Here is a 23,378-nt window from a genome sequence, read left to right as displayed (position 1 = left end):
GCACGAGAAGCGCCCACCGGCCGTCAGCCGACGTACGACCCAGGGGCGCGAGGAACGGCGCGAGAAGCGGCCACCGCCCCGCGATCGAAGAACCACCTAGGGGCGCGAGGAACGGCGCGAGAAGCGACCACCGCCCCGCGGTCGAAGAACCACCTAGGGGCGCGGGGAACGGCGCGAGAAGCGACCACCGGCCGTCAGCCGAGGAACCACCCAGGGGCGCGGGGAACGGCGCGAGAAGCGACCACCGGCCCGCGGTCGAAGAACCACCTAGGGGCGCGGGGAACGGCGCGAGAAGCGGCCACTGGCCGTCAGCCGACGTACGACCCAGGGGCGCGGGGAACTGCGCGACCAGCCCCCACCGACCGTCAGCCGAACGACAACCCGCCTACCCTCACTCCATGCTCACCCTGACCGAAGTAGAGGCCCTGGCCCGCAGGGCCCACGCCACCCAGACCGACAAGGCCGGCCACCCCTACACCGAACACCTGCAAGCCGTGGCCGACGGAGTCACAGCCCGCGGCGGCACAGAAGAACAGATCGCGGCGGCCTGGCTCCACGACGCCCTCGAGGACGCGGCCCTCTCCGAGCAATGGCTGACGACGGCACCCCTCACGGACCACACCAAGGCCCTGATCAGGGCCCTGACGAAACAGAAGGGCGAGGACCCGGCGACGTACGCGCACCGCATCCTCGCCACCCCGGGCGCCCGCCTGATCAAGGAGGCGGACCTGGCCCACAACGCGAACCCGGCCCGCCTGGCGATCCTGGACGAGCCGACCCGCACCCGCCTGACCGGGAAGTACGCGACGATGCGCGCCCTCCTGGGCCTGGACGACGCCCCGGCCCAGGAGAAGAACTAGGCCCCGTGCCGCCGCCGAGCCAGCTCAGCGGCATCCCGCCGGAACGCCCACTCCATCTTCGGTTCCATGGCGAACCGGAACAGCCGCTGCACCGGCGGCGTGCACAGCACGGTGATGACGGACGCGGCGATGACGGTGACGACGATCTGGCCCCACGGGGTGTGCACCCAGGCCGCGTCGAACCAGCCCCAGAACCGCGAGCCCTTCGCCAGGAACCCGTGCAGCAGATACCCGTACAGGGTCCCGGCGCCGAGCACCGTGAACCACATCCTGCGCCCGGGCACCCAGGCGAGGAAGCACGCGGTGAGCACGACCGAGGCGCCGAACAGCGCGAGCGTCATCACGATGCCGGCCCACCACGGAGCGCCCAGCTCCTGCGCGCTGTCGCGGTGGTAGAACCAGGCGGACGTCATGCGGGGCCCGGCCCAGTACGCGAGCGCCACCGCGCACAGCGCGACCGGCACGGCGATGATCCGCACCTCGCGCCGCCGCACGAGCTGGAAGTGCTCGGGCTTCAGGCAGAGACCGAGGACGAAGAAGGGCAGGAACTGCAGCACGCGCTGGAGATCGAGGTCGTCCCCGACCTCCGGCGAGACGGACGCCAGCGCCGCGATGAGGACGGCCAGCGGCAGCGGCCACCGCACGATCTTCCAGATCGGCGTGGTCAGCCGCCACACGAACAGCGCGACGAGGAACCAGGTCAGGTACCAGGGGTCGAGCAGACTGATCGGGTAGTCGGGGTCGCCCCCGGCGGTCCGCTTGAAGAAGGTGTACGCGATCTCGAAGAGGACGTACGGGACCGCGACCCCGGTGATGAGCCGCTTGAGCTTGTGCGGGCTCATGTCGAAGGAGCGCGAGAAGTAGCCGGAGATGACGATGAACGCCGGCATGTGGAAGGTGTAGACGACCATGTACAGCGCCTCGGCGGCGCGGCTGCCGTCGGTCAGGGGCTCCCAGGAGTGCCCCATCGCCACGAACACGATGGCGAGGTACTTGGCGTTGTCGAAGAAAGCGTCCCGCTGCTTCGGCCTGGTGGCGCCGGCCGGGGCGGGAGCGGGCGCCGGGGCGGGGGGCCGCCGGGTCTGGGGGGACGGCACGCCGTCCGCGGGCACCGCGGCCGGGGGGAGTGGCGTGCGATGCGAGCCGTGCGGATACAGCGAGCTGGTCACAGGCCCTCCCGTCGAAGACCCGGGGAGACCGTCCAGGACCGCACTGCGCCGGAGGGGGTCATGGCAGTGTGGGACATCTGAGGCACCCTAGTAGCGCCTGTGGGATTTCGTAAAACCCGCAAGGTGATTCCTCCTTATGGCTCCCGGGTACCCCCGGATTCACGGAAGTCGACATGCGTCCGTACGTCGTCGAACTCGTGCCGATCTGTCCGCCATCACACTGTTAATCCCACTTAAACGCCGCATATCGCCCTCGTTCGACTACGGCGGAATGCGCCTGTATGCACCTTTCCGTACGGCACTGTCGTGCGACGGTAATGAGCCGCTGAATTCCCTGGATTTACCTGTGCGTATGGCAAGGGGAAAGTGCGTGAAAACCAGGAACGACATGCGAGGGGCATGTGTGCGCCGCACGTGCCCCGATGGAAACGATCAAGCCGAATTCCGACCCCCGCCGCCACCCCTCCCGCACCCCGTCGCCCCCGCTGCGACGTGCGCCGCACCCACGCCGCGGGCATGCGCGCGGTTCGCGCCCCCGTGCGCGCGTGGCCGACGATGCGTCACCGACCGCATACAGGGGCCGGGTTGGTGGCACGATGGTCCTGGCGGGGGGTGTGCGGGGCTGTGCCCCCCGGGCCGGGAGAGCGGACCGACCTAGGGTGTGATCAGTGTGGCCATTTCGCTGTCAGTGGTGCTGTTGTTGGCGATCGTCCTCGTGGTGCTCATGCGTGGAGGGTCGATCAAGGCCGGACCCGCCATAGTCGCGGTGCTCTTCGGCTTCTTCCTGGCGTCGACCGGAATGGCACCCGCGATCAACAACTTCCTCAACTCGGTCGCGGAGAGCATCAGCTCGATCAATTTCTGAGACCCGGGTTCGAGAACCCGAGTGGCGACCGGCCGCCGGCGTCATGGCGTCGCTCCGTGCTGCCCGCGGCCAGGACGTACGCCCACGGCGCCGCCCGGAACCGGCCGCGAAACGACACAAGACCAGGCAGAGGACGAATCCTCCGGCCTGGCCTTGTGATCTGTGGAGCGGGCGACGGGAATCGAACCCGCGTAGCTAGTTTGGAAGACTAGGGCTCTACCATTGAGCTACGCCCGCACAGCACCCACCACCGATGACCGGCGGCGGCACGAGAGGCATCGTAGCGGGTCACGGGCCTCGCCCGCACACCCCCTTTTAGTCGGGGGCCGTACCGCCCGGGGGCATGTACCCTACGTGTCGCACCGAACGGGGTGTGGCGCAGCTTGGTAGCGCGTCCGCTTTGGGAGCGGAAGGCCGTGGGTTCAAATCCCGCCACCCCGACCAGCTGATACCCCCAGCCCCGCACCCGCCTCACCGGCGCCTCCCGGGCTCTCTCAAGATCGCATTGTGGCTGGGCAGCGGCTTGCCGTTACTATGCAAGCTGCATGCCCGTGTGTCTCTAAGCCGGGCAGATCCCTAAAGTCAGCCCCCAAGGAGACCGAACCGTGAAGAGCGCCGTCGAGACCCTGAACCCGACCCGGGTTCGGCTCAGCATTGAGGTGCCCTTCGAGGAGCTCAAGGACAGCCTCGACGCGGCGTACAAGAAGATCAACCAGCAGGTCACGGTGAAGGGCTTCCGCAAGGGCAAGATCCCGGCCCGCGTCATCGACCAGCGCTTCGGCCGCGGTGCGGTGCTGGAGGAGGCCGTCAACGACGCCCTCCCGAAGTTCTACACCGAGGCGGTCAACGAGGCCGAGCTGAACGTCCTCGGCCAGCCCGAGGTCGACATCACGGAGCTGAAGGACGGCGAGACGCTGAACTTCACCGCCGAGGTGGACGTCCGCCCGGCCATCGAGATCCCGGACTACTCCGGCATCGAGGTCGAGGTCGACGCCGTCGAGGTCACCGACGAGGACATCGAGAAGTCGGTCGAGCAGCTGCGCGACCGCTTCGCCTCGACCTCCCCGGTCGAGCGCGCCGCCGAGGACGGCGACGTCGTGACCATCGACCTGGAGGCCAAGGTCGACGGCGAGGTCCTGGAGGACGGCGTCGCGTCCGGCGTCTCCTACACCATCGGCTCCGGTGAGCTGCTGGACGGCATCGACGACGCCGTGAAGGGCCTGGAGGCCGGTGGCGAGGCCACCTTCACCTCCCAGCTCAAGGGCGGCTCCGCCGAGGGCAAGGACGCCGAGGTCACCGTCAAGGTCACCCAGGTCGCCGCCCGCGAACTCCCGGCCCTGGACGACGACTTCGCCCAGCTCGCCTCGGAGTTCGACACCCTCGACGAGCTGAAGGCCGACAGCCGCAAGCGCCTCGAGAACATGAAGCAGTACGACCAGGCCACGCAGGCCCAGGAGCGCGTCCTGGAGAAGCTGCTCGAGCTGGTCGAGGTCCCCGTCCCCGAGAAGCTGCTCGAGGACGAGGTCAACACCCGCAAGCACAACCTCGAGCACCACCAGCTCGGCCAGATGGGCCTGGACATCGAGAAGTACCTCGAGATCCAGGGCAAGACGGTCGAGGAGTTCGACGCCGAGACGCGCGAGCAGGCCGTCAAGGGCATCAAGACGCAGTTCGTCCTCGACGAGCTCGTCAACAAGGAGAAGCTGAACGTGAACCAGGAGGAGCTCACCGAGCACCTCATGCGTCGCGCCGCCTCCTCCGGCATGTCCCCCGACCAGTTCGCCCAGGCGGTCGTCGAGGGTGGCCAGGTCCCGATGCTGGTCGGCGAGGTCGCCCGCGGCAAGGCCCTTGCCGTGGTCGTCGAGGCCGCCACCGTCAAGGACACCAACGGCGAGGTCGTCGACCTCGAGGACGACGAGGACGAGGCCGCCGAGGCCGCCGAGGCCCCGGCCGAGGAGTCCACGGAGGCCTGATCTCCCTAACGCCCTACAGGCAGGCCCCCGGGACGCGCTCGCGTCCCGGGGGCCTGCCTGTAGGGGCGCGGGGAACTGCGCGCTCAGCCACGGACGAGCCGCGCTCGCCGTAGGTCCTCGCGTGGCAGACGCGTCTGCGGGTCGGTGGGGCTTCTCGCGCAGTTCCCCGCGCCCCTGGCGGCGCTGACCTGAACCTGCGCTCACAGCGAACAGTTCCATCTGCGGGATTCCCCGAAGGGACCCGCGCGTTAGGGTCCATGAAGAGGAGGGCAGGGGAGTCCCTGAGCAAGGGCCCCGCCCCCAGCTAGAGACGCGAGACGGCGCGTGGCCGTCAGAGACGAGCAGGTGGATACGTGACGATTCAGATGCCTTCCGCCGCAGGCGAGCCGTCCATCGGTGGTGGCCTCGGCGACCATGTCTACAACCGGCTGCTCGGCGAGCGGATCGTCTTCCTCGGCCAGCAGGTCGACGACGAAATCGCCAACAAGATCACCGCGCAGATGCTGCTCCTTGCCGCCGACCCGGACAAGGACATCTACCTCTACATCAACAGCCCCGGCGGCTCGGTGACGGCCGGCATGGCGATCTACGACACCATGCAGTACATCCCGAACGACGTGGTCACGATCGGTATGGGCATGGCGGCCTCGATGGGCCAGTTCCTGCTCACCGGTGGCACGGCCGGCAAGCGCTTCGCGCTGCCGAACACCGACATCCTGATGCACCAGGGCTCCGCCGGCATCGGCGGTACGGCCTCGGACGTCAAGATCCAGGCCGAGTACCTGCTGCGCACGAAGCAGCGGATGGCGCGGATCACGGCCGAGCACTCCGGCCAGACCATCGAGCAGATCATCCGTGACGGTGACCGCGACCGCTGGTACACCGCGGAGGAGGCCAAGGACTACGGCCTCATCGACGAGATCATCACTGCCGCTACGGGTGTTCCGGGCGGCGGCGGCACGGGCGCCTGAGCCCAGGCCCCGATTCCAGCCCACTGCCTCCCTCACCAGGACGGAACACCGCCATCATGAACAACATCCCCGGCAGCGGCCTCTACACGGGCCCGCAGGTCGACAACCGCTACGTGATCCCGCGCTTCGTCGAGCGCACCTCGCAGGGCGTGCGTGAGTACGACCCGTACGCGAAGCTGTTCGAGGAGCGTGTGATCTTCCTCGGCGTGCAGATCGACGACGCCTCGGCCAACGACGTCATGGCGCAGCTGCTGTGCCTGGAGTCGATGGACCCGGACCGCGACATCTCCATCTACATCAACAGCCCCGGCGGCTCGTTCACGGCCCTCACGGCCATCTACGACACGATGCAGTTCGTGAAGCCGGACATCCAGACGGTCTGCATGGGCCAGGCGTCCTCCGCGGCCGCCGTCCTGCTCGCCGCCGGCACCCCGGGCAAGCGCATGGCCCTGCCGAACGCGCGCGTCCTGATCCACCAGCCCTCCGGCGGCACCGGCCGTGAGCAGCTCTCCGACCTGGAGATCGCGGCCAACGAGATCCTCCGGATGCGTACGCAGCTGGAAGACATGCTGGCCAAGCACTCGACGACGCCGATCGAGAAGATCCGCGACGACATCGAGCGCGACAAGATCCTCACGGCCGAGGACGCCCTCGCGTACGGCCTGGTGGACCAGATCATCTCCACCCGCAAGATGAACAACGAGGCGATCGCGTAACCGCGCGCTGTATCGTCTGCCATTCCCCGGCACGGTTCACGTCAAAGTGAACCGTGCCAAGGGGGGCCCGAACGGGGGGCCCGGCAAGGTACCGTCGGATACAGGCACCAGGAGTCGCTGAACGTGGCGTCTCCCAGGCGAAGGGGAAGCACCTCGTGGCACGCATCGGTGACGGCGGCGATCTGCTCAAGTGCTCGTTCTGCGGAAAGAGCCAGAAGCAGGTCAAAAAGCTCATCGCAGGCCCCGGTGTATACATCTGCGACGAGTGCATCGACCTCTGCAACGAGATCATCGAGGAAGAGCTCGCGGAGACGAGCGAAGTGCGTTGGGAAGAGCTTCCCAAGCCGCGCGAGATCTACGAGTTCCTCGAGGGCTACGTCGTGGGCCAGGAGGCCGCCAAGAAGGCGCTCTCCGTGGCGGTGTACAACCACTACAAGCGCGTCCAGGCCGGGGAGAACGGCGGGGGCAGCAGCCGTGAGGACGCCATCGAACTGGCGAAGTCCAACATCCTGCTGCTCGGCCCGACCGGCTCCGGCAAGACGCTCCTCGCGCAGACGCTGGCGCGCATGCTGAACGTCCCGTTCGCGATCGCGGACGCCACGGCGCTCACCGAGGCCGGCTATGTCGGAGAGGACGTCGAGAACATCCTCCTGAAGCTCATTCAGGCGGCCGACTACGACGTCAAGAAGGCCGAGACCGGCATCATCTACATCGACGAGATCGACAAGGTCGCCCGCAAGAGCGAGAACCCGTCGATCACCCGCGATGTGTCCGGCGAGGGCGTCCAGCAGGCGCTGCTGAAGATCCTCGAGGGCACCACGGCCTCGGTTCCGCCGCAGGGCGGTCGCAAGCACCCGCACCAGGAGTTCATCCAGATCGACACGACGAACGTGCTGTTCATCGTGGGCGGCGCCTTCGCCGGTCTGGAGAAGATCATCGAGTCGCGGGCCGGCGCCAAGGGCATCGGCTTCGGCGCGACGATCCACTCCAAGCGCGAGCTGGAGGAGAAGGACCAGTTCCAGGAGGTCATGCCGGAGGACCTGGTGAAGTTCGGGATGATCCCCGAGTTCATCGGCCGTCTCCCCGTGATCACCTCGGTCCACAACCTGGACCGCGAGGCCCTCCTCCAGATCCTCGTCGAGCCGCGCAACGCACTGGTGAAGCAGTACCAGCGCCTGTTCGAACTCGACGGTGTGGAGCTGGACTTCGAGCGCGAGGCCCTGGAGGCCATCGCCGACCAGGCGATCCTGCGCCGCACCGGCGCGCGTGGCCTGCGGGCCATCATGGAGGAGGTCCTCCAGTCGGTGATGTACGAGGTCCCGTCCCGCAAGGACGTGGCCCGGGTCGTCATCACGGCGGACGCCGTTCACTCGAACGTGAACCCGACGCTGATCCCGCGGGATGCGCGGGGCGGCGGCAGCGGGGAGCAGAAGTCGGCCTAGCCGTACGGCATCTGACGCAGCGAAGGGCCCCCACCGGATCTCCGGTGGGGGCCCTTCGTCGCGTCGCGGTGCGTGTTACGCGGGGACGCGGACTTCCTTGCGGAGCTTCGTCGCGATGTCCGCCGCGGACTTCAGGTCCGCGTCCTTGCCGGACATCATGTCCGAGAGCGTGACCGGGATGACCACGGCGACCGTGCTGTTGTCGGCCCAGATGCAGACCGGCATGTGCACGTCCTTGCCGGTGGTCGAGCCGGCCGAGGAGCCGGACATCTTCAGTTCCTGGCACTTCATGACGTAGTCGTCCGTGCTGTAGTCCGTGGGGCTGCCGACCAGCGAGGCATTGTCGTCGCCACTGCTGCCGAGCGCGCCCTTGTCGAACATGCCGGTGACGAGCTTGCCGGGGTCGTCGATCTCGCCGTAAGCGCCCTGGAACTGCAACATCTTGCCGTTCAGGGGGTCGGAGGTGTCCCCGGCCTTGTAGGAGGCGTTGACGGGCGTGCCGTTCTTCAGGCCGTTCTTCTCGGCGTCCTGCATGTCCGAGGAGCTGAAGCCACCGGTCGTACTGGCGTCCTTCTTGTACTCGGTGAGGACCGTCGCGGGTGTCGACAGCTTGTGGGCCCCGTCGTCGGAGACGCTCGCGCTGCCGCTCCCGCTGTCGCCGAGCACGAAGTACGCCCCCACCCCGATCGCCGCCACCACGGCGACCGCGCCGATGATGAGGCCGGCCTTCTTGCCGCCGCCACCGCCGGCCGGGGGCTGCGGCGGGTACTGGCCGTACTGGTCCTGGCCGTACGGCGCCTGCTGCGGGTAGCCGTAGCCCGCCTGCGGGGGCTGCGGCGGCTGCTGCTGGCCGTAGGGGTTCGGCGGCTGCTGGGGCGGGACACCGGGGGGTGCCTGCTGGGGATACCCGTAGCCGGGCTGCGGGGGCTGCTGCGGCTGCTGGCCGTACGGGCCAGGCTGCTGCGGCTGCTGGCCGTACGGCCCCGGCTGCTGCGGCTGCTGGCCTCCGTAGGGGCCCGGCTGGTTGTAGCTCATGGAATGGGTTCCCTCCCGATGCTTATGTGCTCCTGACATCCTGGCGTACCGCCGTGCGGATCGGGCCACCGGATATGGTTTCAGTACGGGACTGTGACCCCCCTAAACTGGCTGCGTGACCGAGAACTCTCAGCAGCAGCACTCAGCGCCCACCACCGAACTGCCGACCCAGTACGCGCCGGCCGAGGTAGAGGAGACGCTGTACGAGCGCTGGGTAGACCGGGGCTATTTCACGGCGGACGCCAAGAGCGAGAAGCCGCCGTACACGATCGTCATCCCGCCGCCGAACGTCACGGGCTCGCTCCACCTGGGCCACGCCTTCCAGCACACGCTCATGGACGCCCTCACCCGCCGCAAGCGCATGCAGGGCTTCGAGGCGCTGTGGCTGCCCGGCATGGACCACGCCGGCATCGCGACGCAGAACAAGGTGGAGCAGCAGCTCGCCGAGGAGGGCAAGTCGCGGCACGACATCGGCCGCGAGGCCTTCGTCGCGAAGACGTGGGAGTGGAAGGAGCAGTACGGCGGCCGGATCCTCGGCCAGATGCGCCGCCTCGGCGACGGCGTCGACTGGTCGCGTGAGCGCTTCACGATGGACGAGGGGCTGTCGAGCGCCGTCCAGACCATCTTCAAGCGGCTCTACGACGACGAGCTGATCTACCGCGCCGAGCGCATCATCAACTGGTGCCCGCGCTGCCTGACCGCCATCTCCGACATCGAGGTGGACTACCAGGACGACGACGGCGAGCTGGTCTCGCTGAAGTACGGCGAGGGCGACGAGACCGTGGTCGTCGCGACCACCCGGGTCGAGACGATGCTGGGCGACACCGCGGTCGCCGTCCACCCGGACGACGAGCGGTACGCGCACCTCATCGGCAAGCGCATCAAGCTGCCGCTGACGGACCGCACGATCCCCGTCGTCGCCGACACGCACGTCGACCCGGAGTTCGGCACCGGCGCCGTGAAGGTCACGCCCGCCCACGACCCGAACGACTTCGCGATCGGCCAGCGGCACGACCTCGAGTTCATGACGATCATGGACGAGCGCGGGGTCATCACGGTCCCCGGCCCGTTCCAGGGTCTCGACCGGTTCGAGGCGCGCTCCGCGATCGTCGACGCCATGCGCCAGCAGGGCCGCGTCGTCGCCGAGAAGCGCCCGTACGTCCACTCCGTCGGCCACTGTTCGCGCTGCCGCACCACCATCGAGCCGCGCCTGTCGCTGCAGTGGTGGGTCAAGGTCGAGACGCTGGCCAAGGCCGCCGGTGACGCCGTCCGCGACGGCCGGGTCACCCTCCACCCCAAGGAGATGGAGAAGCGGTACTTCGACTGGGTCGACAACCTCAACGACTGGTGCATCTCGCGCCAGCTGTGGTGGGGCCACCGCATCCCGGTCTGGTACGGGCCGAACGGCGAGGTCGTCTGCGTCGGCCCCGACGAGCAGCCGCCCGGCACCGAGGCCGAGGGCTGGAAGCAGGACGAGGACGTCCTCGACACCTGGTTCTCGTCCGGCCTGTGGCCGTTCTCCACGCTGGGCTGGCCCGAGCAGACGCCGGACCTCGAGAAGTTCTACTCGACCGACGTCCTGCTCACCGGCCACGACATCATCTTCTTCTGGGTCGTCCGGATGATGATGTTCGGTCTCTACGCGATGGACGGCGAGGTTCCGTTCAAGACGGTCGCCCTGACCGGTCTCGTCCGCGACGAGAACGGCAAGAAGATGTCGAAGTCCTTCGGCAACGTGGTGGACCCGCTGGACTGGATGGACAAGTACGGCTCGGACGCGCTCCGCTTCACGCTGGCGCGCGGCGCCAACCCGGGCACCGACGTCCCGATCGGCGAGGACTGGGTCCAGGCGTCCCGCAACTTCGCCAACAAGATCTGGAACGCCACGCGCTTCGCGCTGATGAACGGCGCGACGATCGAGGGCCCGCTGCCGGAGCCGTCCGAGATGACGGCCACCGACCGCTGGATCCTGTCCCGGCTGAACAAGACGGTGGCCGAGGTCGACGCGTTCTACGACGACTACCAGTTCGCCAAGCTCTCCGACGCGCTCTACCACTACGCGTGGGACGAGGTCTTCGACTGGTACGTCGAGCTGTCGAAGACGACGTTCATGGCGGGCGGCGAGCCGGCCAAGGTGTCGGGCCGGGTCCTCGGTGAGGTCCTGGATGTCACGCTGCGCCTGCTGCACCCGATCGTCCCCTTCGTCACCGAGACGCTGTGGACGACGCTCACCGGGCGCGAGTCCGTCGTGATCGCCGACTGGCCCAAGGACAGCGGCTTCCGCGACGAGGCGGCCGAGCGGGAGATCGCGACGGTGCAGCAGGTCGTCGTCGAGGTCCGCCGCTTCAAGGCCGAGCAGGGCCTGAAGGCGGGCCAGCGCGTCCCGGCCCGCCTCACCCTGGACGGCACCGCGCTCGCGCCGCACGAGCCGGCCATCCGCCAGTTGCTGAAGCTGCAGCCGGAGGGCGAGGACTTCTCGGCCGCGGCCACGCTTCCGGTCGCCGGGGCCGAGGTCGCGCTCGACCTGTCCGGCGCGATCGACGTCGCTGCGGAGCGCAAGCGCCTCGCCAAGGACCTCGCCGCCGCCGAGAAGGACAAGGCGCAGGCCGAGGGCAAGCTCGGGAACGAGAAGTTCCTCGGCAAGGCCCCGGAGAAGGTCGTCGACGGCATCCGGGCCCGCCTGGCCAAGGCGGACGAGGACATCGCCCGCATCCAGGCACAGCTGGAGCGCCTGCCGCAGGCGTGACGCGTATCCGTACGCGACCGAGGCCCCGGAACCCTTCGGTTCCGGGGCCTCGGTCGTGCGGCGTCAGGCGGTGCGCAGTCCGAGCCGGATGAGTTCCGCCTCCGCCAGCGCGTCCAGGGTCGCCGGGTCGCCCTCGCGCCAGCCCTCGGCGAGGCTGCCCGGCGTGCTCTCGGGCAGCGTCTCGGCGGTGCGGCCCACCTCGTCGAGCGGCCGCAGGAGCGCGCGCAGCGCCAGCAGTTCGCGCCCGTCCTCACTGTTGGCGAGATCCCGGGCGGCGGCGGCCCGCCGCACCCAGCGCACCCGGCGCGGCAGCCACAGCGCGCAGAGCAGCCCGACCGGGACGACGAACACCGCGACGGCGGCGAGCAGCACCAGCAGCCGCAGCGGCCCCGCCCCTTCCGGCGCCGCGCTCACGATCCGGTCCCCGGCCCGCGCCACTCCGTGCAGCGGTCCGGGCAGCCCGATGCGGGGCCCGGCGGGCACCGGCCGGGCCGCGGCCCCGAGCACCCGATGGGCGACGACCGCCATCACGGCCCACCCCGCGACCCACAGCAGAGCCGCCCCGTCACCGATGATCTGCCGAGCACGCCGACTCGGCTGATGTGCGTACCACATGGTCCGATTGGACCCCTCGTCGCCCGTACGGGGCGCTCACCGCGCCGAACAGGGGTGCCCCGTTACGACATATGGCGGCGGAGCACCCCGTCCGGGGTGCGAGCGACCACGAGGGCGCCGCACGTCTCCACGGAGGGCGCCCCGTCCGGGCCGCGAGCAACCACGACGGCGCCGCACGTCTCCACGGAGGGGCACCCGTCAGGGGCGCGAGGAACTGCGCGAGCAACCACGACGGCGCCGCACGTCTCCACGAAGAGGCACCCCGTCAGGGGCGCGAGGAACTGCGCGAGCAACCACGACGCACCCGCGCCCGCCGAACCCAACGGAACCCCCACCCCCCCCTAGGCGGCCCCCAACATCCGCTCCAACCCGTCGAAGTCCTCCACACACTTCCCGCACCCCAGCGCGACACTGTCCAACGGCTCCTCGGCGACGAACACCGGAATCCCCGTGCCGGAGGCGATCCGCAGATCGAGCCCGGGCAGCAGCGCACCCCCACCGGTCAGCACGATCCCGTGCTCCATGACATCCCCGGACAGCTCCGGCGGGCACTGCTCCAAGGTGGCCTTCACCGCCGAGACGACCGCCTCCACGGGCTCGTCCAGCGCGGAGCGCACCTCACGCACCGTCAGCTCCACGGTCTTCGGCAGCCCGGCCACCTTCTCCCGCCCCCGCACGGTGAACGCCCGCATCTCGAACGCGTCCTCACCGGGCACGGGCCACGCCGAGCCGATCGCGACCTTGATGTCCTCGGCGGTGCGCTCCCCGATCAGCAGCCCGTGCTCCCTGCGGACGTAATCGGTGATGGCCTCGTCGAGCCGGTCCCCGCCCACCCGAAGCGACCGCGCCGTGACGACACCCCCGAGCGAGATGACGGCGACCTCGGTGGTCCCGCCGCCGATGTCGACGACCATCGACCCGCGCGGCTCCGCCACCGGCAGCCCGGCCCCGATCGCCGCCGCCATCGGCTCCTCGATCAGATGGACGGCCCGCGCCCCCGACCCCTGCGCCGCGTGGACGATGGCCCGCCGCTCGACCGGCGTGACCCCGCTGGGCACGCACACCACCATCCGGGTACGGGGCCGGCGGCCCGGCGCGACCTTGCGGACGAAGTGCCGGATCATCTGCTCGGCCGCCTCGTAGTCGCTGATGACGCCGTCGCGCAGCGGCCGGATGGCGGTGATGGAGCCCGGGGTGCGCCCGATGGTCTCCTTCGCCTCGGTGCCCACGGCGAGCACGGAGCCGTGCTTGCCGCCCTGCTTGACGGCGACCACCGACGGTTCGTTCAGCACGATCCCCTGACCGCGTACGTAGAGAAGAGTGTTGGCGGTGCCGAGATCGATGCCTATGTCCATGATCGCCAAGTTTGCAGGGCGATGCTGTGATCCGGTGGGACCAAAGTCCTGATTCGGACAGGCCCAAAGTCCCGTTCCGTCCCGGAGGGCGGTATCCGCACCGCTGTCTGCACTTGTCGGGGACCTCCGTAGACTGGCGTACGTGAGTGACCTCCCCCCGCGCGACAGCAGCGACGACCACGGCCCCAGCGACAGCCCGGACGCCTTCGAGGAGATCGTGGGCGCCGAGACCGACCGCGACCCCGACCTCGCGGTCATCGAGGCGGGCAGCCGCACCCTGCGCACGCAGGGCGGCCCCCCGCAGGGCGACGGCATCCCGGCCCGGCCGCGGGACCCGGAGGTGGAGAAGGCGCTGCGCGTGGTCGAGGCGGACCTCGCCACCCGCTGGGGCGAGACCAAGCTGGAGCCGTCGGTGGACCGCATCGCGGCGCTGATGGACGTGCTGGGGGAGCCGCAGAAGGCGTACCCCTCGATCCACATCACGGGGACGAACGGCAAGACGTCGACGGCCCGCATGATCGAGGCCCTGCTGGCCGCCTTCGACCTGCGCACCGGCCGCTACACCTCGCCCCACGTGCAGTCGATCACCGAGCGCATCAGCCTGGACGGCGCGCCGATCGAGTACGAGCGCTTCATCGAGACGTTCGAGGACATCAAGCCCTACGTCGAGATGGTCGACTCCCAGCAGGAGTACCGGCTGTCCTTCTTCGAGGTGCTCACCGGCATGGCCTACGCGGCCTTCGCGGACGCCCCCGTCGACGTGGCGGTCGTCGAGGTCGGCATGGGCGGCAGCTGGGACGCGACGAACGTGATCGACGGGACCGTCGCGGTCATCACCCCCATCGACCTCGACCACACCGACCGGCTGGGCTCCACGCCCGGCGAGATCGCGGTGGAGAAGTCCGGGATCATCAAGCAGGACGCCACCGTGATCATGGCGCAGCAGCCGGTCGACGCGGCGCAGGTGATCCTGAAGAAGGCCGTCGAGACGGACGCCACGGTCGCCCGCGAGGGACTCGAGTTCGGCGTGGTGGACCGGCAGATCGCCGTCGGCGGCCAGCTGGTCACCCTGCGCGGCCTGGGCGGCGAGTACGAGGAGGTCTTCCTCCCGCTGCACGGCGCCCACCAGGCGCACAACGCGGCGGTGGCGCTCGCCGCCGTCGAGGCGTTCTTCGGCATCGGTTCGGAGCACGCCCGCCCGCTCGACATCGACACCATCCGCGCCGCTTTCGCGTCCGTCACCTCGCCGGGCCGTCTGGAAGTGGTGCGGCGGTCGCCGACGGTCGTGCTCGACGCCGCGCACAACCCGGCGGGCGCGCGGGTCACCGCCGACGCCATCAGCGAGGTCTTCGACTTCAGCCGGCTCATCGGGGTCGTCGGTGCCAGCGGCGACAAGAACGTACGGGGGCTGCTCGAAGCCTTCGAGCCGATCTTCGCGGAGATCGTCGTCACCCAGAATTCCAGCCACCGCGCCATGGACGCCGACGAGCTGGCGGCCGTCGCGGTCGAGGTCTTCGGTGACGACCGGGTCCAGGTCGAGCCGCGGCTCGACGACGCCCTGGAGGCCGCGATCACGCTGGCCGAGGAAGAGGGCGAGTACGCGGGCGGCGGCGTGCTCGTCACCGGTTCCGTGATCACGGTCGGGGAAGCCCGGCTGCTGTTGCTGGGGAAGGACTGAGCACTGTGCGTACGTTGTGTGCGTCGACGCTGATCGGCGAGTTCTTCGTCATCGGGTTCGCCGGGCTTGTCGCCATGAAGGACCAGGACCTGTCGAGCGGGCTGGTGTGGACGGTCTGTGGCATCGCCATGGTGCTTTCGGTGCTGCTGTGCGGCATGGTCATGCGTCCCGGTGGCATCCAGTTGGGCTGGGCCCTGCAGATCGCGCTGATCGTCAGCGGGTTCTGGGTGCCGGTGATGTTCTTCCTGGGGGCTTGTTTCGCGGCGCTGTGGTGGGCCTCGGTGCACTTCGGGCGCAAGATCGACACGGCCAAGGCCCGCTGGGCGGCGCAGCAGGAGTCGAGCGCGGCCTGAGCTTTTTCCGGGCTGCCTTTCGTCTGCGGCCCGGTGGGGGCTGGCCGCGCAGTTCCCCGCGCCCCTGAAGGCATGCGCTGCGCGCAGCCTTCCCCTACCCCTGAGCGAGCGCAGCTCGCACAGGGGCGCGAGGAACTGCGCGAGAAGCGGCCACCGGCCCGCGCGTGACCGACTGCCGTTCAGGGGCGCGGGGAACTGCGCGAGAAGCGGCCACCGGCCCGCGCGCGACCGACGACCCTTCAGGGGCGTGAGGAACTGCGCGAGAAGCGGCCACCGGCCCGCGCGCGACCGACGACCCTTCAGGGGCGCGGGGAACTGCGCGAGAAGCCCCCGCGCACCCGCGGGCGAGGGGCGACCGGGAAGTGGGTGCAACCCCGGTGCCGGGCGGGTGATAACCCCCTGTAACCTCAGGGCCCACCACCGCACAATCCCGGCCGCACAAGGAGCCCACCCAAAATGACCCAGCGCACGCTCGTCCTGCTCAAGCCCGACGCGGTCCGCCGTGGCCTGATCGGCGAGATCATCGGCCGTATCGAGCGCAAGGCCGGCTGGACGATCAGCGCCCTCGAACTGCGCGAGCTCGGCCAGGAGACGCTGGAGCAGCACTACGGCGAGCACAAGGGCAAGCCCTTCTACGAGCCGCTGATGACGTTCATGGCGTCCGGCCCGGTCGTCGCGCTGGTCGTCGAGGGCGAGCGCGTCATCGAGGGTGTCCGCCAGCTGGCCGGTCCGACCGACCCGATCGCGGCGGCCCCGGGTTCGATCCGCGGCGACTTCGGTGTCATCGTCCGCGAGAACCTGATTCACGCGTCGGACTCCGAGGAGTCGGCCGAGCGCGAGCTGAAGATTTTCTTCCCGAACCTGGTCTGACGCCGGATCTCGCCCATTGAGACGAACCGCATTCCCTTTCTGACGATTCGTCAGTCACGGAGCGCCACTGACCTGGAACGGCCTGAGAATTCGGGCCGTTCTTTGGCATATGCGCCCCGATTGGGGGAACGCAACCCTCCGTCGGCACGTCCCCATTAGCGGGACGGAGATTCATCTGCTGACAATGGCGAAGACCCTCGCGCCGTGATCGTGCAGGCGAGACTACGATGGAGCCTCCACGCCACACCGCGTCCACCTCTCGCCTACCTGACAAGCAATCAAACGCTCCACTTGGGAAGGCCAGACGAATCCTGATGGGGAACTCAATGTCGTTCATCGGCCGTGACATGGCTGTCGACCTCGGGACCGCCAACACGCTGGTGTACGTCAGGGGTCGCGGGATCGTGCTCAACGAACCGTCCGTGGTCGCGATCAACACCAACACCGGTGGCATTCTCGCGGTCGGCGCCGAAGCCAAGAAGATGATCGGGCGCACCCCTGGCAACATCGTCGCGGTGCGCCCGCTGAAGGACGGCGTGATCGCCGACTTCGAGATCACCGAGCGCATGCTCCGCTACTTCATCCTGAAGATCCACAAGCGGCGCTACCTCGCCCGGCCCCGAGTCGTGGTCTGCGTGCCGTCCGGCATCACCGGCGTCGAGCGCCGCGCCGTCATCGAGGCCTCCTCGCAGGCCGGTGCCCGTCAGGTGCACATCATCGAGGAGCCCATGGCCGCGGCCATCGGCTCGGGCCTGCCGGTCCACGAGGCCACGGGCAACATGGTGGTGGACATCGGTGGCGGCACCACCGAGGTCGCGGTCATCTCGCTCGGCGGAATCGTCACAGCACAGTCGATCCGCGTCGCGGGCGACGAGCTGGACAACGCGATCATCCAGCACATCAAGAAGGAGTACTCGCTCCTTCTCGGTGAGCGGACCGCCGAGCAGATCAAGATCACGATCGGTTCCGCGTACGACCTGGACTCCGACGAACACACCGAGATCCGCGGCCGTGACCTGGTGTCCGGCCTGCCGAAGACCGTCGTCATCTCGGCGGCGGAGGTCCGCAAGGCCATCGAGGAGCCGGTCAACGCGATCGTGGACGCGGTCAAGACCACCCTCGACAAGTGCCCGCCCGAGCTGTCGGGTGACGTCATGGACCGCGGCATCGTTCTCACCGGTGGCGGCGCTCTCCTGCGCGGCCTCGACGAGCGGCTGCGCCGCGAGACGGGCATGCCGATCCACATCGCCGAGGACCCGCTGGACAGCGTGGCGCTCGGCTCCGGAAAGTGCGTCGAGGAGTTCGAGGCGCTGCAGCAGGTGCTCGACGCGTCGCCGCGCAGATGAGCGGGTGTGACACCTGAAAGGGTGGGTCCGCCGTACGAGTGCCTGCCACTTCGTGCGGCGGATCGTTGATATAGAGGCAAGGCACGAATTCCCGGACATCGGTTCATCGGTTACATCCGTCCGGCATCCCCCTATCCCCCCGACAAACCCATATCTCCAGACATCGTGACACCGCCCCACCCGATTTCTGATTGAGGAAGGCACGGCCGCCGCACGTGAGGGACACACGAGAGAGCCGGCTGCTCCTGGTACTGCTGATCGCCATCGCGTTCGCGTTGATCACGGTGGACATCCGCGGAGGAGAGGACTCGCCGGTCGACGGTGCCCGTCAGGGCGCCGCCAAGGTCTTCGGACCCGTGGAGAGCGGTGTCGCCGGCGCGGTCGACCCGATCGGCAACGCCATAAGCGCAGTCCGCGACTCCGACAAGCGGCACGACCGGATCAGTCAACTGGAGCGCGAGAACGCCGCGTTGAAGTCGAAGCTCGGCAGCGACGACCGCAACCGCAGCAAGATCCGCCAGCTCGACAGCATGCTGAAGACGGCGGGCGCCGGCCAGTACGGCATCAAGGGCGCCCAGGTCATCGCCATAGGGTCCGCACAGGGCTTCTCCTGGACGGTGACCATCGACGCCGGTGCCGACGACGGCATCAAGCGCGACATGACGGTGCTGAACGGGGAAGGACTCGTCGGCCGCGTCACCACGGTCGGCCCCGGCACCTCCACGATCCTCCTCGCCAACGACCCGGACTTCACCGTCGGCACCCGGATGGAGAAGACCGACGAGCTCGGCTTCGCCACCGGCCAGGGCGACCGGCCGCTGCGCGTCCAGCTCCTCAACGGCAAGGCCAAGGTGAAGAAGGGCGACCGGCTCGTCACCTTCGGCTCGGCGGCCGACAAGCCGTTCGTGCCCGGCGTGCCCGTCGGCAGGGTCGTCCGCGTCGACCCGTCCGGCGGCGACCTGACCCGTACCGTCTACGTCACGCCGTACGTCGGCTTCACCAAGCTGGACATCGTGGGCGTCGTCGTCCAGCCGCCGCGCAGCGACCCGCGCGACGAGGTCCTGCCGACCAAGCCCGCGAAGCCGAAGCCCGCGCCGACCGTGACCGTCACCGTCACCCCGTCCGCGCCCGCCGACGGCGTCCAGCAGTAACAGGAGGAGCTGACCCACCATGCGCTTCAACCGGATCCTCCTCTCCACGGCCCTCGTCGTCGTCGCCCTCGTCGTCCAGGTGTGCATCCTGGCCCGGCTCCAGCTCCCGGGCGCCGTGCCCGACCTGCTGCTGCTGACCGTGCTCGGCCTGGCGCTCGTCTACGGCCACGTCGGCGGCGCCTTCATCGGCTTCGGCGCGGGCCTGCTCGCCGACCTGGCCCCGCCCGCCGACCACGCCGCCGGGCGCTACGCCCTGGTGCTGTGCGTCATCGGCTACCTCGCGGGCCTCGCCAAGCCGGAGACCGGGCAGCTGCGCTCGGCCTTCGGCCCGATGGTCGTGGTGGTCGCCGCCGCCGTCGGCACCACGCTGCTGTACGCGGGAGTGGGCGCCCTCGTCGGCGACACCGCCGCCCGCCACGTCGGCCTCGGCAGCCTGCTCTTCACCGCCGCGCTCTACGACCTGCTGCTCGCGCCGTTCGTCGTACCCGGCGTGATGGCGCTCGCCAGACGCGCCGAGAACGATCCGCTGGGCGACAGCGGCGGCTCCGGCAAGGTCTCCGACGTCTCCTCCGGCTGGCTCTCCGCCGGCACCGGTCTGCGCATCGGCAACCAGCGCGGCGGCCTGCGCATGAAGTCCGTGAAGGCGCGCGCCGCCCGCGCCGGACGCATCAAGGGGGTCAAGCGCCTGTGAGCGCAGAGCAGTTGACCGCTGCGGCCGATCGGGCCGCGCACAGGTCGGGCGTGTACACGTACTACTCGTACTCGCACACGTACTAGGGGGAGCACGGGCACCATGACCAACATCCCTGAGACCGGCCGGACCCCGCGCGTCCAGATCCGTCTCGTCGTCCTCCAGATCCTCGTCCTGTCCCTCCTGTTCACGCTCGGCGGCCGCCTCTGGTACCTCCAGGTGCGCAACGGCGACGAGTACGCCAAGGAGGCGTCGGGCAACCACGTCCAGCAGGTCGTCACGCCCGCCGTGCGCGGCTCGATCCTGGACTCGCGGGGCGTGGCCCTCGCCGACAACGAGACCCGTCTCGTCGTCTCCGCCTCGCGGACCGACCTGATGAAGATGAAGGACGACGGCAAGTCCGTCCTCACCAAGCTCGCGGGCGTCCTCGGCATGACGCCCAAGGAGGTCGAGGAGAAGGTCCGGCTGTGCGACGCCAAGACGCCGCAGCCCTGCTGGAACGGCTCGCCGTACCAGCCCATCCCGATCACCGACGAGGCCACGCCCAAGCAGGCGCTCCAGATCCGCGAGCGCGGCGAGGACTTCCCCGGCATCACCGCCGAACCCACCGCCGTACGCCGCTACGCCGCGCCCGGCAAGGCCAACACCGCGCAGGTGCTCGGCTACCTCTCCCCGGTCACCGACTCCGAGATCGAGCAGGCGAAGGACAGCGAGTCGCCGTACCTCCGCTCCGACCAGGTCGGCCGCTCCGGCCTTGAACGCACGTACGACAAGGACCTGCGCGGCAAGGCCGGCGTCACCCGCTACGAGGTCGACAACCTCGGCCGGGTCATCGGCCGCGCCAAGAGCGACGACGCCCAGCCGGGAGCGAACGTCGTCACCTCGATAGACGCACGGGTCCAGCGCGTCGCCGAGTACGAGCTGAACGAGGCGATGAAGAACGCCCGCAAGGAGTTCGACAAGAACACGGGCACCAACTACAAGGCCGACTCCGGCGCCGTCGTCGTGATGGAGGCCAAGACCGGCCGCGTCGTCGCCATGGCGTCCAACCCGAGCTACGACCCGAACGCCTGGGTCGGCGGCATCTCCGGCAAGGACTACGCCAACCTGACCGGCAAGAGCTCCAACTACCCGCTGCTGAACCGGGCCATCCAGGGCCAGGCGGCCCCCGGCTCGATCTTCAAGGTCATCTCGACCACGGCGGCGGTCAACGCGGGCTACCAGTTCAACGGCCGCTACCCGTGCACCAGCTCGTACTCGATCGGCAACCAGGTCTTCAAGAACTTCGAGTCGGAGAACTTCGGGCCCATCTCCCTGGGCCGCGCCCTGGAGGTCTCCTGCGACACCGTCTTCTACGGCATCGCCCACAACGAGTGGAAGAAGGACGGCGGCCTCAAGGGCAACAAGGACACCCAGGACTGGTTCTACAAGACCGCCCACCAGTTCGGTCTCGGCAAGGAGACCGGCATCGACCTGCCCAACGAGGTCAGCGGCCGGGTCCCCGACCGCCAGTGGAAGCAGCGGTTCTGGAAGGCCAACAAGGACTCCTGGTGCAAGTCCGGCAAGAAGAACGGCGACTACGTCGAGCGCCTCAACTACGAGAACTGCCTCGAGGGCAACCTCATGCGCGCCGGTGACTCCGTCAACTACTCCATCGGCCAGGGCGACACCCTCGTCACCCCGATCCAGATGGCGTCGATCTACTCCGCGATCTCCAACGGCGGCACCCTGCACGAGCCCGAGGTCGGCAAGGCCATCGTCAGCGCCGACGGCAAGCACGTCCAGGAGATCCAGCCGAAGGTCAACGCCAAGCTTCCCTTCAAGGGCAAGACCCGCGACGAGATAGACGAAGCACTGGCGGGAGTGGCGACCCGCGGTACGGCGGCCTGGCGCTTCGGCGGCTGGCCCCAGGACAAGATCCCGATGCACGCCAAGACCGGTACGGCCGAGGTCTACGGCAAGCAGACGACGTCCTGGTTCGCGTCCTACACCAAGGACTACTCGATCGTGATGACGATCTCCCAGGGCGGTACGGGTTCGGGCGCCTCGGGACCGGCCGTCCGCAAGATCTACGACGCGATGTACGGCCTCGACGACAAGGGCCAGCAGGACCTGAAGAAGGCCCTGCTGCCCGAGCCCGAGAAGGCCCTGCCGAAGATCCAGAAGGACGGTTCGATCGACGCCCCGACGATCGACACGTACGACCCGAGCAAGCAGCAGGCGCCGGAGCAGCAGGAACTGGCGGCCGGGCTGCCCGCCTCGACGTACAGCAGGAGGGACTGACCGACCATGGCAGGTCACACAGGCGGTTTCTCCGTCTCCGGGTACGGCCCGCAGCAGCGCTCCACCATGTCCCGGCTCATGGCCCGCGACTCGGTGGTGCGGCGGCTCGACTGGCCGATACTGCTGTCCGCGATCGCGCTCTCGCTGATCGGCTCCGCACTCGTCTTCTCGGCGACCCGCAACAGGACCGAGCTGAACCAGGGCGACCCGTACTACTTCCTCTTCCGCCACCTGCTCAACATGGGCATCGGCATCGGGCTGATGGTCGGCACCATCTGGCTCGGCCACCGCACCCTGCGCACCGCCGTGCCGATCCTCTACGGCATCTCGGTCTTCCTGGTGCTGCTGGTCCTCACCCCGCTCGGCGCGACGGTGAACGGCGCGCACGCGTGGATCATCATCGGCGGCGGCTTCTCGCTCCAGCCCTCCGAGTTCGTGAAGATCACGATCATCCTGGGGATGGCGATGCTGCTCGCGGCGCGGGTCGACGCCGGTGACCGCGAGCATCCCGACCACCGCACCGTCCTCCAGGCCCTCGGCCTCGCCGCCGTCCCCATGATGGTCGTCATGCTGATGCCGGACCTCGGGTCCGTCATGGTCATGGTGATGATCGTCCTCGGCGTGCTGCTGGCCTCCGGCGCCTCCAACCGCTGGGTCCTCGGACTGATCGGCGTCGGCGCGGCGGGCGCCGTCGCGGTCTGGCAGCTCGGCGTCCTCGACGACTACCAGATCGCCCGCTTCGCCGCGTTCGCCAACCCGGCGCTCGACCCGGCCGGCGTCGGCTACAACACCAACCAGGCGCGCATCGCGATCGGCTCCGGCGGGCTCACCGGCTCCGGGCTCTTCCACGGCTCGCAGACCACCGGGCAGTTCGTGCCCGAGCAGCAGACGGACTTCGTGTTCACGGTCGCGGGGGAGGAGCTCGGCTTCGTCGGGGCCGGGCTGATTCTGCTGCTCCTCGGCGTGGTGCTGTGGCGGGCCTGCCGGATCGCCCGCGAGACCACCGAGCTGTACGGGACGATCGTCGCCGCCGGGATCATCGCGTGGTTCGCCTTCCAGGCGTTCGAGAACATCGGCATGACGCTCGGCATCATGCCGGTGGCGGGTCTTCCGCTCCCGTTCGTCTCGTACGGCGGCTCGTCGATGTTCGCGGTGTGGGTGGCGATCGGGTTGTTGCAGTCGATCAGGGTTCAACGCCCGATGTCGGCCTAGCCGCTCCGCGGGGACCCGGCCCCTCAACACGGGCCACCCCCTACGCG

19 protein-coding genes and 2 tRNA genes are annotated in these 23,378 nt (G+C 69.1%); 16 read left to right on the top strand and 5 right to left on the bottom strand.

Translation table 11 applies throughout. The annotated features are described in order from the left end of the window. Window positions 1–398: 398 nt before the first annotated feature. Window positions 399–860, top strand: coding sequence for an HD domain-containing protein (locus ABZ930_RS05545; protein ID WP_361541886.1), 462 nt, complete (start codon window positions 399–401; stop codon window positions 858–860). On the opposite strand, the gene ABZ930_RS05540 is transcribed toward ABZ930_RS05545, so the two are convergent. After that, a complete protein-coding gene (locus tag ABZ930_RS05540) occupies window positions 857–2,029 on the bottom strand; it encodes an acyltransferase family protein (RefSeq protein WP_361541883.1) in 1,173 nt (390 codons plus the stop codon). The two genes, ABZ930_RS05545 and ABZ930_RS05540, sit on opposite strands and share 4 nt — an antisense overlap. A gap of 670 nt (window positions 2,030–2,699) precedes the next feature. On the opposite strand from ABZ930_RS05540, the gene ABZ930_RS05535 reads away from it, so the two are divergent. Next, window positions 2,700–2,894 carry a hypothetical protein gene (locus tag ABZ930_RS05535; RefSeq protein WP_111668373.1) on the top strand — a complete coding sequence of 65 codons (195 nt, stop codon included), beginning with the start codon at window positions 2,700–2,702 and terminating at the stop codon, window positions 2,892–2,894. A gap of 163 nt (window positions 2,895–3,057) precedes the next feature. Here ABZ930_RS05535 and ABZ930_RS05530 read toward each other — a convergent pair. Next, window positions 3,058–3,131, bottom strand: a tRNA-Gly gene (locus ABZ930_RS05530). A 130-nt stretch (window positions 3,132–3,261) separates the two neighbouring features. Between ABZ930_RS05530 and ABZ930_RS05525 the strand changes: the two genes are divergently transcribed. From ABZ930_RS05525 to clpX, 5 genes are all read left to right on the top strand, one after another. Beyond that, window positions 3,262–3,338, top strand: a tRNA-Pro gene (locus ABZ930_RS05525). A gap of 161 nt (window positions 3,339–3,499) precedes the next feature. After that, window positions 3,500–4,867 (top strand): trigger factor, encoded by a 1,368-nt coding sequence (gene tig, locus ABZ930_RS05520; protein ID WP_361541880.1) that lies wholly within the window; start codon window positions 3,500–3,502, stop codon window positions 4,865–4,867. 365 nt (window positions 4,868–5,232) lie between these two features. Then, complete coding sequence (locus ABZ930_RS05515; RefSeq protein ID WP_361542221.1) at window positions 5,233–5,838, top strand: ATP-dependent Clp protease proteolytic subunit; 606 nt, start codon at window positions 5,233–5,235, stop codon at window positions 5,836–5,838. A gap of 56 nt (window positions 5,839–5,894) precedes the next feature. After that, a complete protein-coding gene (locus ABZ930_RS05510; RefSeq protein WP_361541877.1) occupies window positions 5,895–6,554 on the top strand; it encodes an ATP-dependent Clp protease proteolytic subunit in 660 nt (219 codons plus the stop codon). A gap of 155 nt (window positions 6,555–6,709) precedes the next feature. Then, on the top strand, window positions 6,710–7,996 hold the full coding sequence (gene clpX / locus ABZ930_RS05505) for an ATP-dependent Clp protease ATP-binding subunit ClpX (protein WP_111668326.1): 1,287 nt from the start codon (window positions 6,710–6,712) through the stop codon (window positions 7,994–7,996). Between the two features lie 75 nt (window positions 7,997–8,071). Here clpX and ABZ930_RS05500 read toward each other — a convergent pair whose 3' ends face one another. After that, window positions 8,072–9,031, bottom strand: coding sequence for a hypothetical protein (locus ABZ930_RS05500; protein WP_361541873.1), 960 nt, complete (start codon window positions 9,029–9,031; stop codon window positions 8,072–8,074). A gap of 115 nt (window positions 9,032–9,146) precedes the next feature. Here ABZ930_RS05500 and ABZ930_RS05495 point away from each other — a divergent pair, with 115 nt between their 5' ends. Then, entirely contained in the window at window positions 9,147–11,777 is a 2,631-nt protein-coding gene (locus ABZ930_RS05495) for a valine--tRNA ligase (RefSeq protein WP_361541870.1), read from the top strand. Window positions 11,778–11,840: 63 nt separating this feature from the next. On the opposite strand, the gene ABZ930_RS05490 is transcribed toward ABZ930_RS05495, so the two are convergent. Together ABZ930_RS05490 and ABZ930_RS05485 are read right to left on the bottom strand one after the other, a co-directional pair. After that, on the bottom strand, window positions 11,841–12,392 hold the full coding sequence (locus ABZ930_RS05490) for a hypothetical protein (RefSeq protein WP_361541867.1): 552 nt from the start codon (window positions 12,390–12,392) through the stop codon (window positions 11,841–11,843). Window positions 12,393–12,733: 341 nt separating this feature from the next. After that, complete coding sequence (locus ABZ930_RS05485) at window positions 12,734–13,747, bottom strand: rod shape-determining protein (protein WP_361541864.1); 1,014 nt, start codon at window positions 13,745–13,747, stop codon at window positions 12,734–12,736. A 142-nt stretch (window positions 13,748–13,889) separates the two neighbouring features. Between ABZ930_RS05485 and ABZ930_RS05480 the strand changes: the two genes are divergently transcribed. The 8 genes from ABZ930_RS05480 (at window position 13,890) to rodA (ending at window position 23,331) form a co-directional block, all read left to right on the top strand. After that, window positions 13,890–15,425: a folylpolyglutamate synthase/dihydrofolate synthase family protein gene (locus tag ABZ930_RS05480; RefSeq protein ID WP_361541861.1), complete on the top strand. Its 1,536-nt coding sequence runs from the start codon at window positions 13,890–13,892 to the stop codon at window positions 15,423–15,425. A gap of 5 nt (window positions 15,426–15,430) precedes the next feature. After that, complete coding sequence (locus tag ABZ930_RS05475) at window positions 15,431–15,778, top strand: DUF4233 domain-containing protein (protein ID WP_361541858.1); 348 nt, start codon at window positions 15,431–15,433, stop codon at window positions 15,776–15,778. Between the two features lie 456 nt (window positions 15,779–16,234). Further along, window positions 16,235–16,648: a nucleoside-diphosphate kinase gene (gene ndk / locus ABZ930_RS05470; protein WP_361541855.1), complete on the top strand. Its 414-nt coding sequence runs from the start codon at window positions 16,235–16,237 to the stop codon at window positions 16,646–16,648. Between the two features lie 326 nt (window positions 16,649–16,974). Beyond that, window positions 16,975–17,994 (top strand): rod shape-determining protein, encoded by a 1,020-nt coding sequence (locus ABZ930_RS05465; RefSeq protein ID WP_018531437.1) that lies wholly within the window; start codon window positions 16,975–16,977, stop codon window positions 17,992–17,994. A 215-nt stretch (window positions 17,995–18,209) separates the two neighbouring features. Continuing rightward, window positions 18,210–19,145 carry a rod shape-determining protein MreC gene (gene mreC / locus ABZ930_RS05460; RefSeq protein ID WP_361541851.1) on the top strand — a complete coding sequence of 312 codons (936 nt, stop codon included), beginning with the start codon at window positions 18,210–18,212 and terminating at the stop codon, window positions 19,143–19,145. Window positions 19,146–19,164: 19 nt separating this feature from the next. Then, the gene (mreD, locus tag ABZ930_RS05455; protein WP_361541848.1) at window positions 19,165–19,836 is read left to right on the top strand and encodes a rod shape-determining protein MreD; all 672 of its coding nucleotides are present in this window, start codon (window positions 19,165–19,167) and stop codon (window positions 19,834–19,836) included. A 102-nt stretch (window positions 19,837–19,938) separates the two neighbouring features. Further along, window positions 19,939–22,119 carry a penicillin-binding protein 2 gene (gene mrdA / locus ABZ930_RS05450; RefSeq protein WP_361541845.1) on the top strand — a complete coding sequence of 727 codons (2,181 nt, stop codon included), beginning with the start codon at window positions 19,939–19,941 and terminating at the stop codon, window positions 22,117–22,119. A 6-nt stretch (window positions 22,120–22,125) separates the two neighbouring features. Beyond that, window positions 22,126–23,331 carry a rod shape-determining protein RodA gene (rodA, locus tag ABZ930_RS05445; protein ID WP_361541842.1) on the top strand — a complete coding sequence of 402 codons (1,206 nt, stop codon included), beginning with the start codon at window positions 22,126–22,128 and terminating at the stop codon, window positions 23,329–23,331. Window positions 23,332–23,378: the final 47 nt, after the last annotated feature.

This window comes from Streptomyces sp. NPDC046716, from assembly GCF_040645755.1.
Taxonomy (GTDB): domain Bacteria; phylum Actinomycetota; class Actinomycetes; order Streptomycetales; family Streptomycetaceae; genus Streptomyces.
Note: the sequence above shows the minus strand (reverse complement) of the source record. Positions and strands in the feature narration are given on the sequence as shown.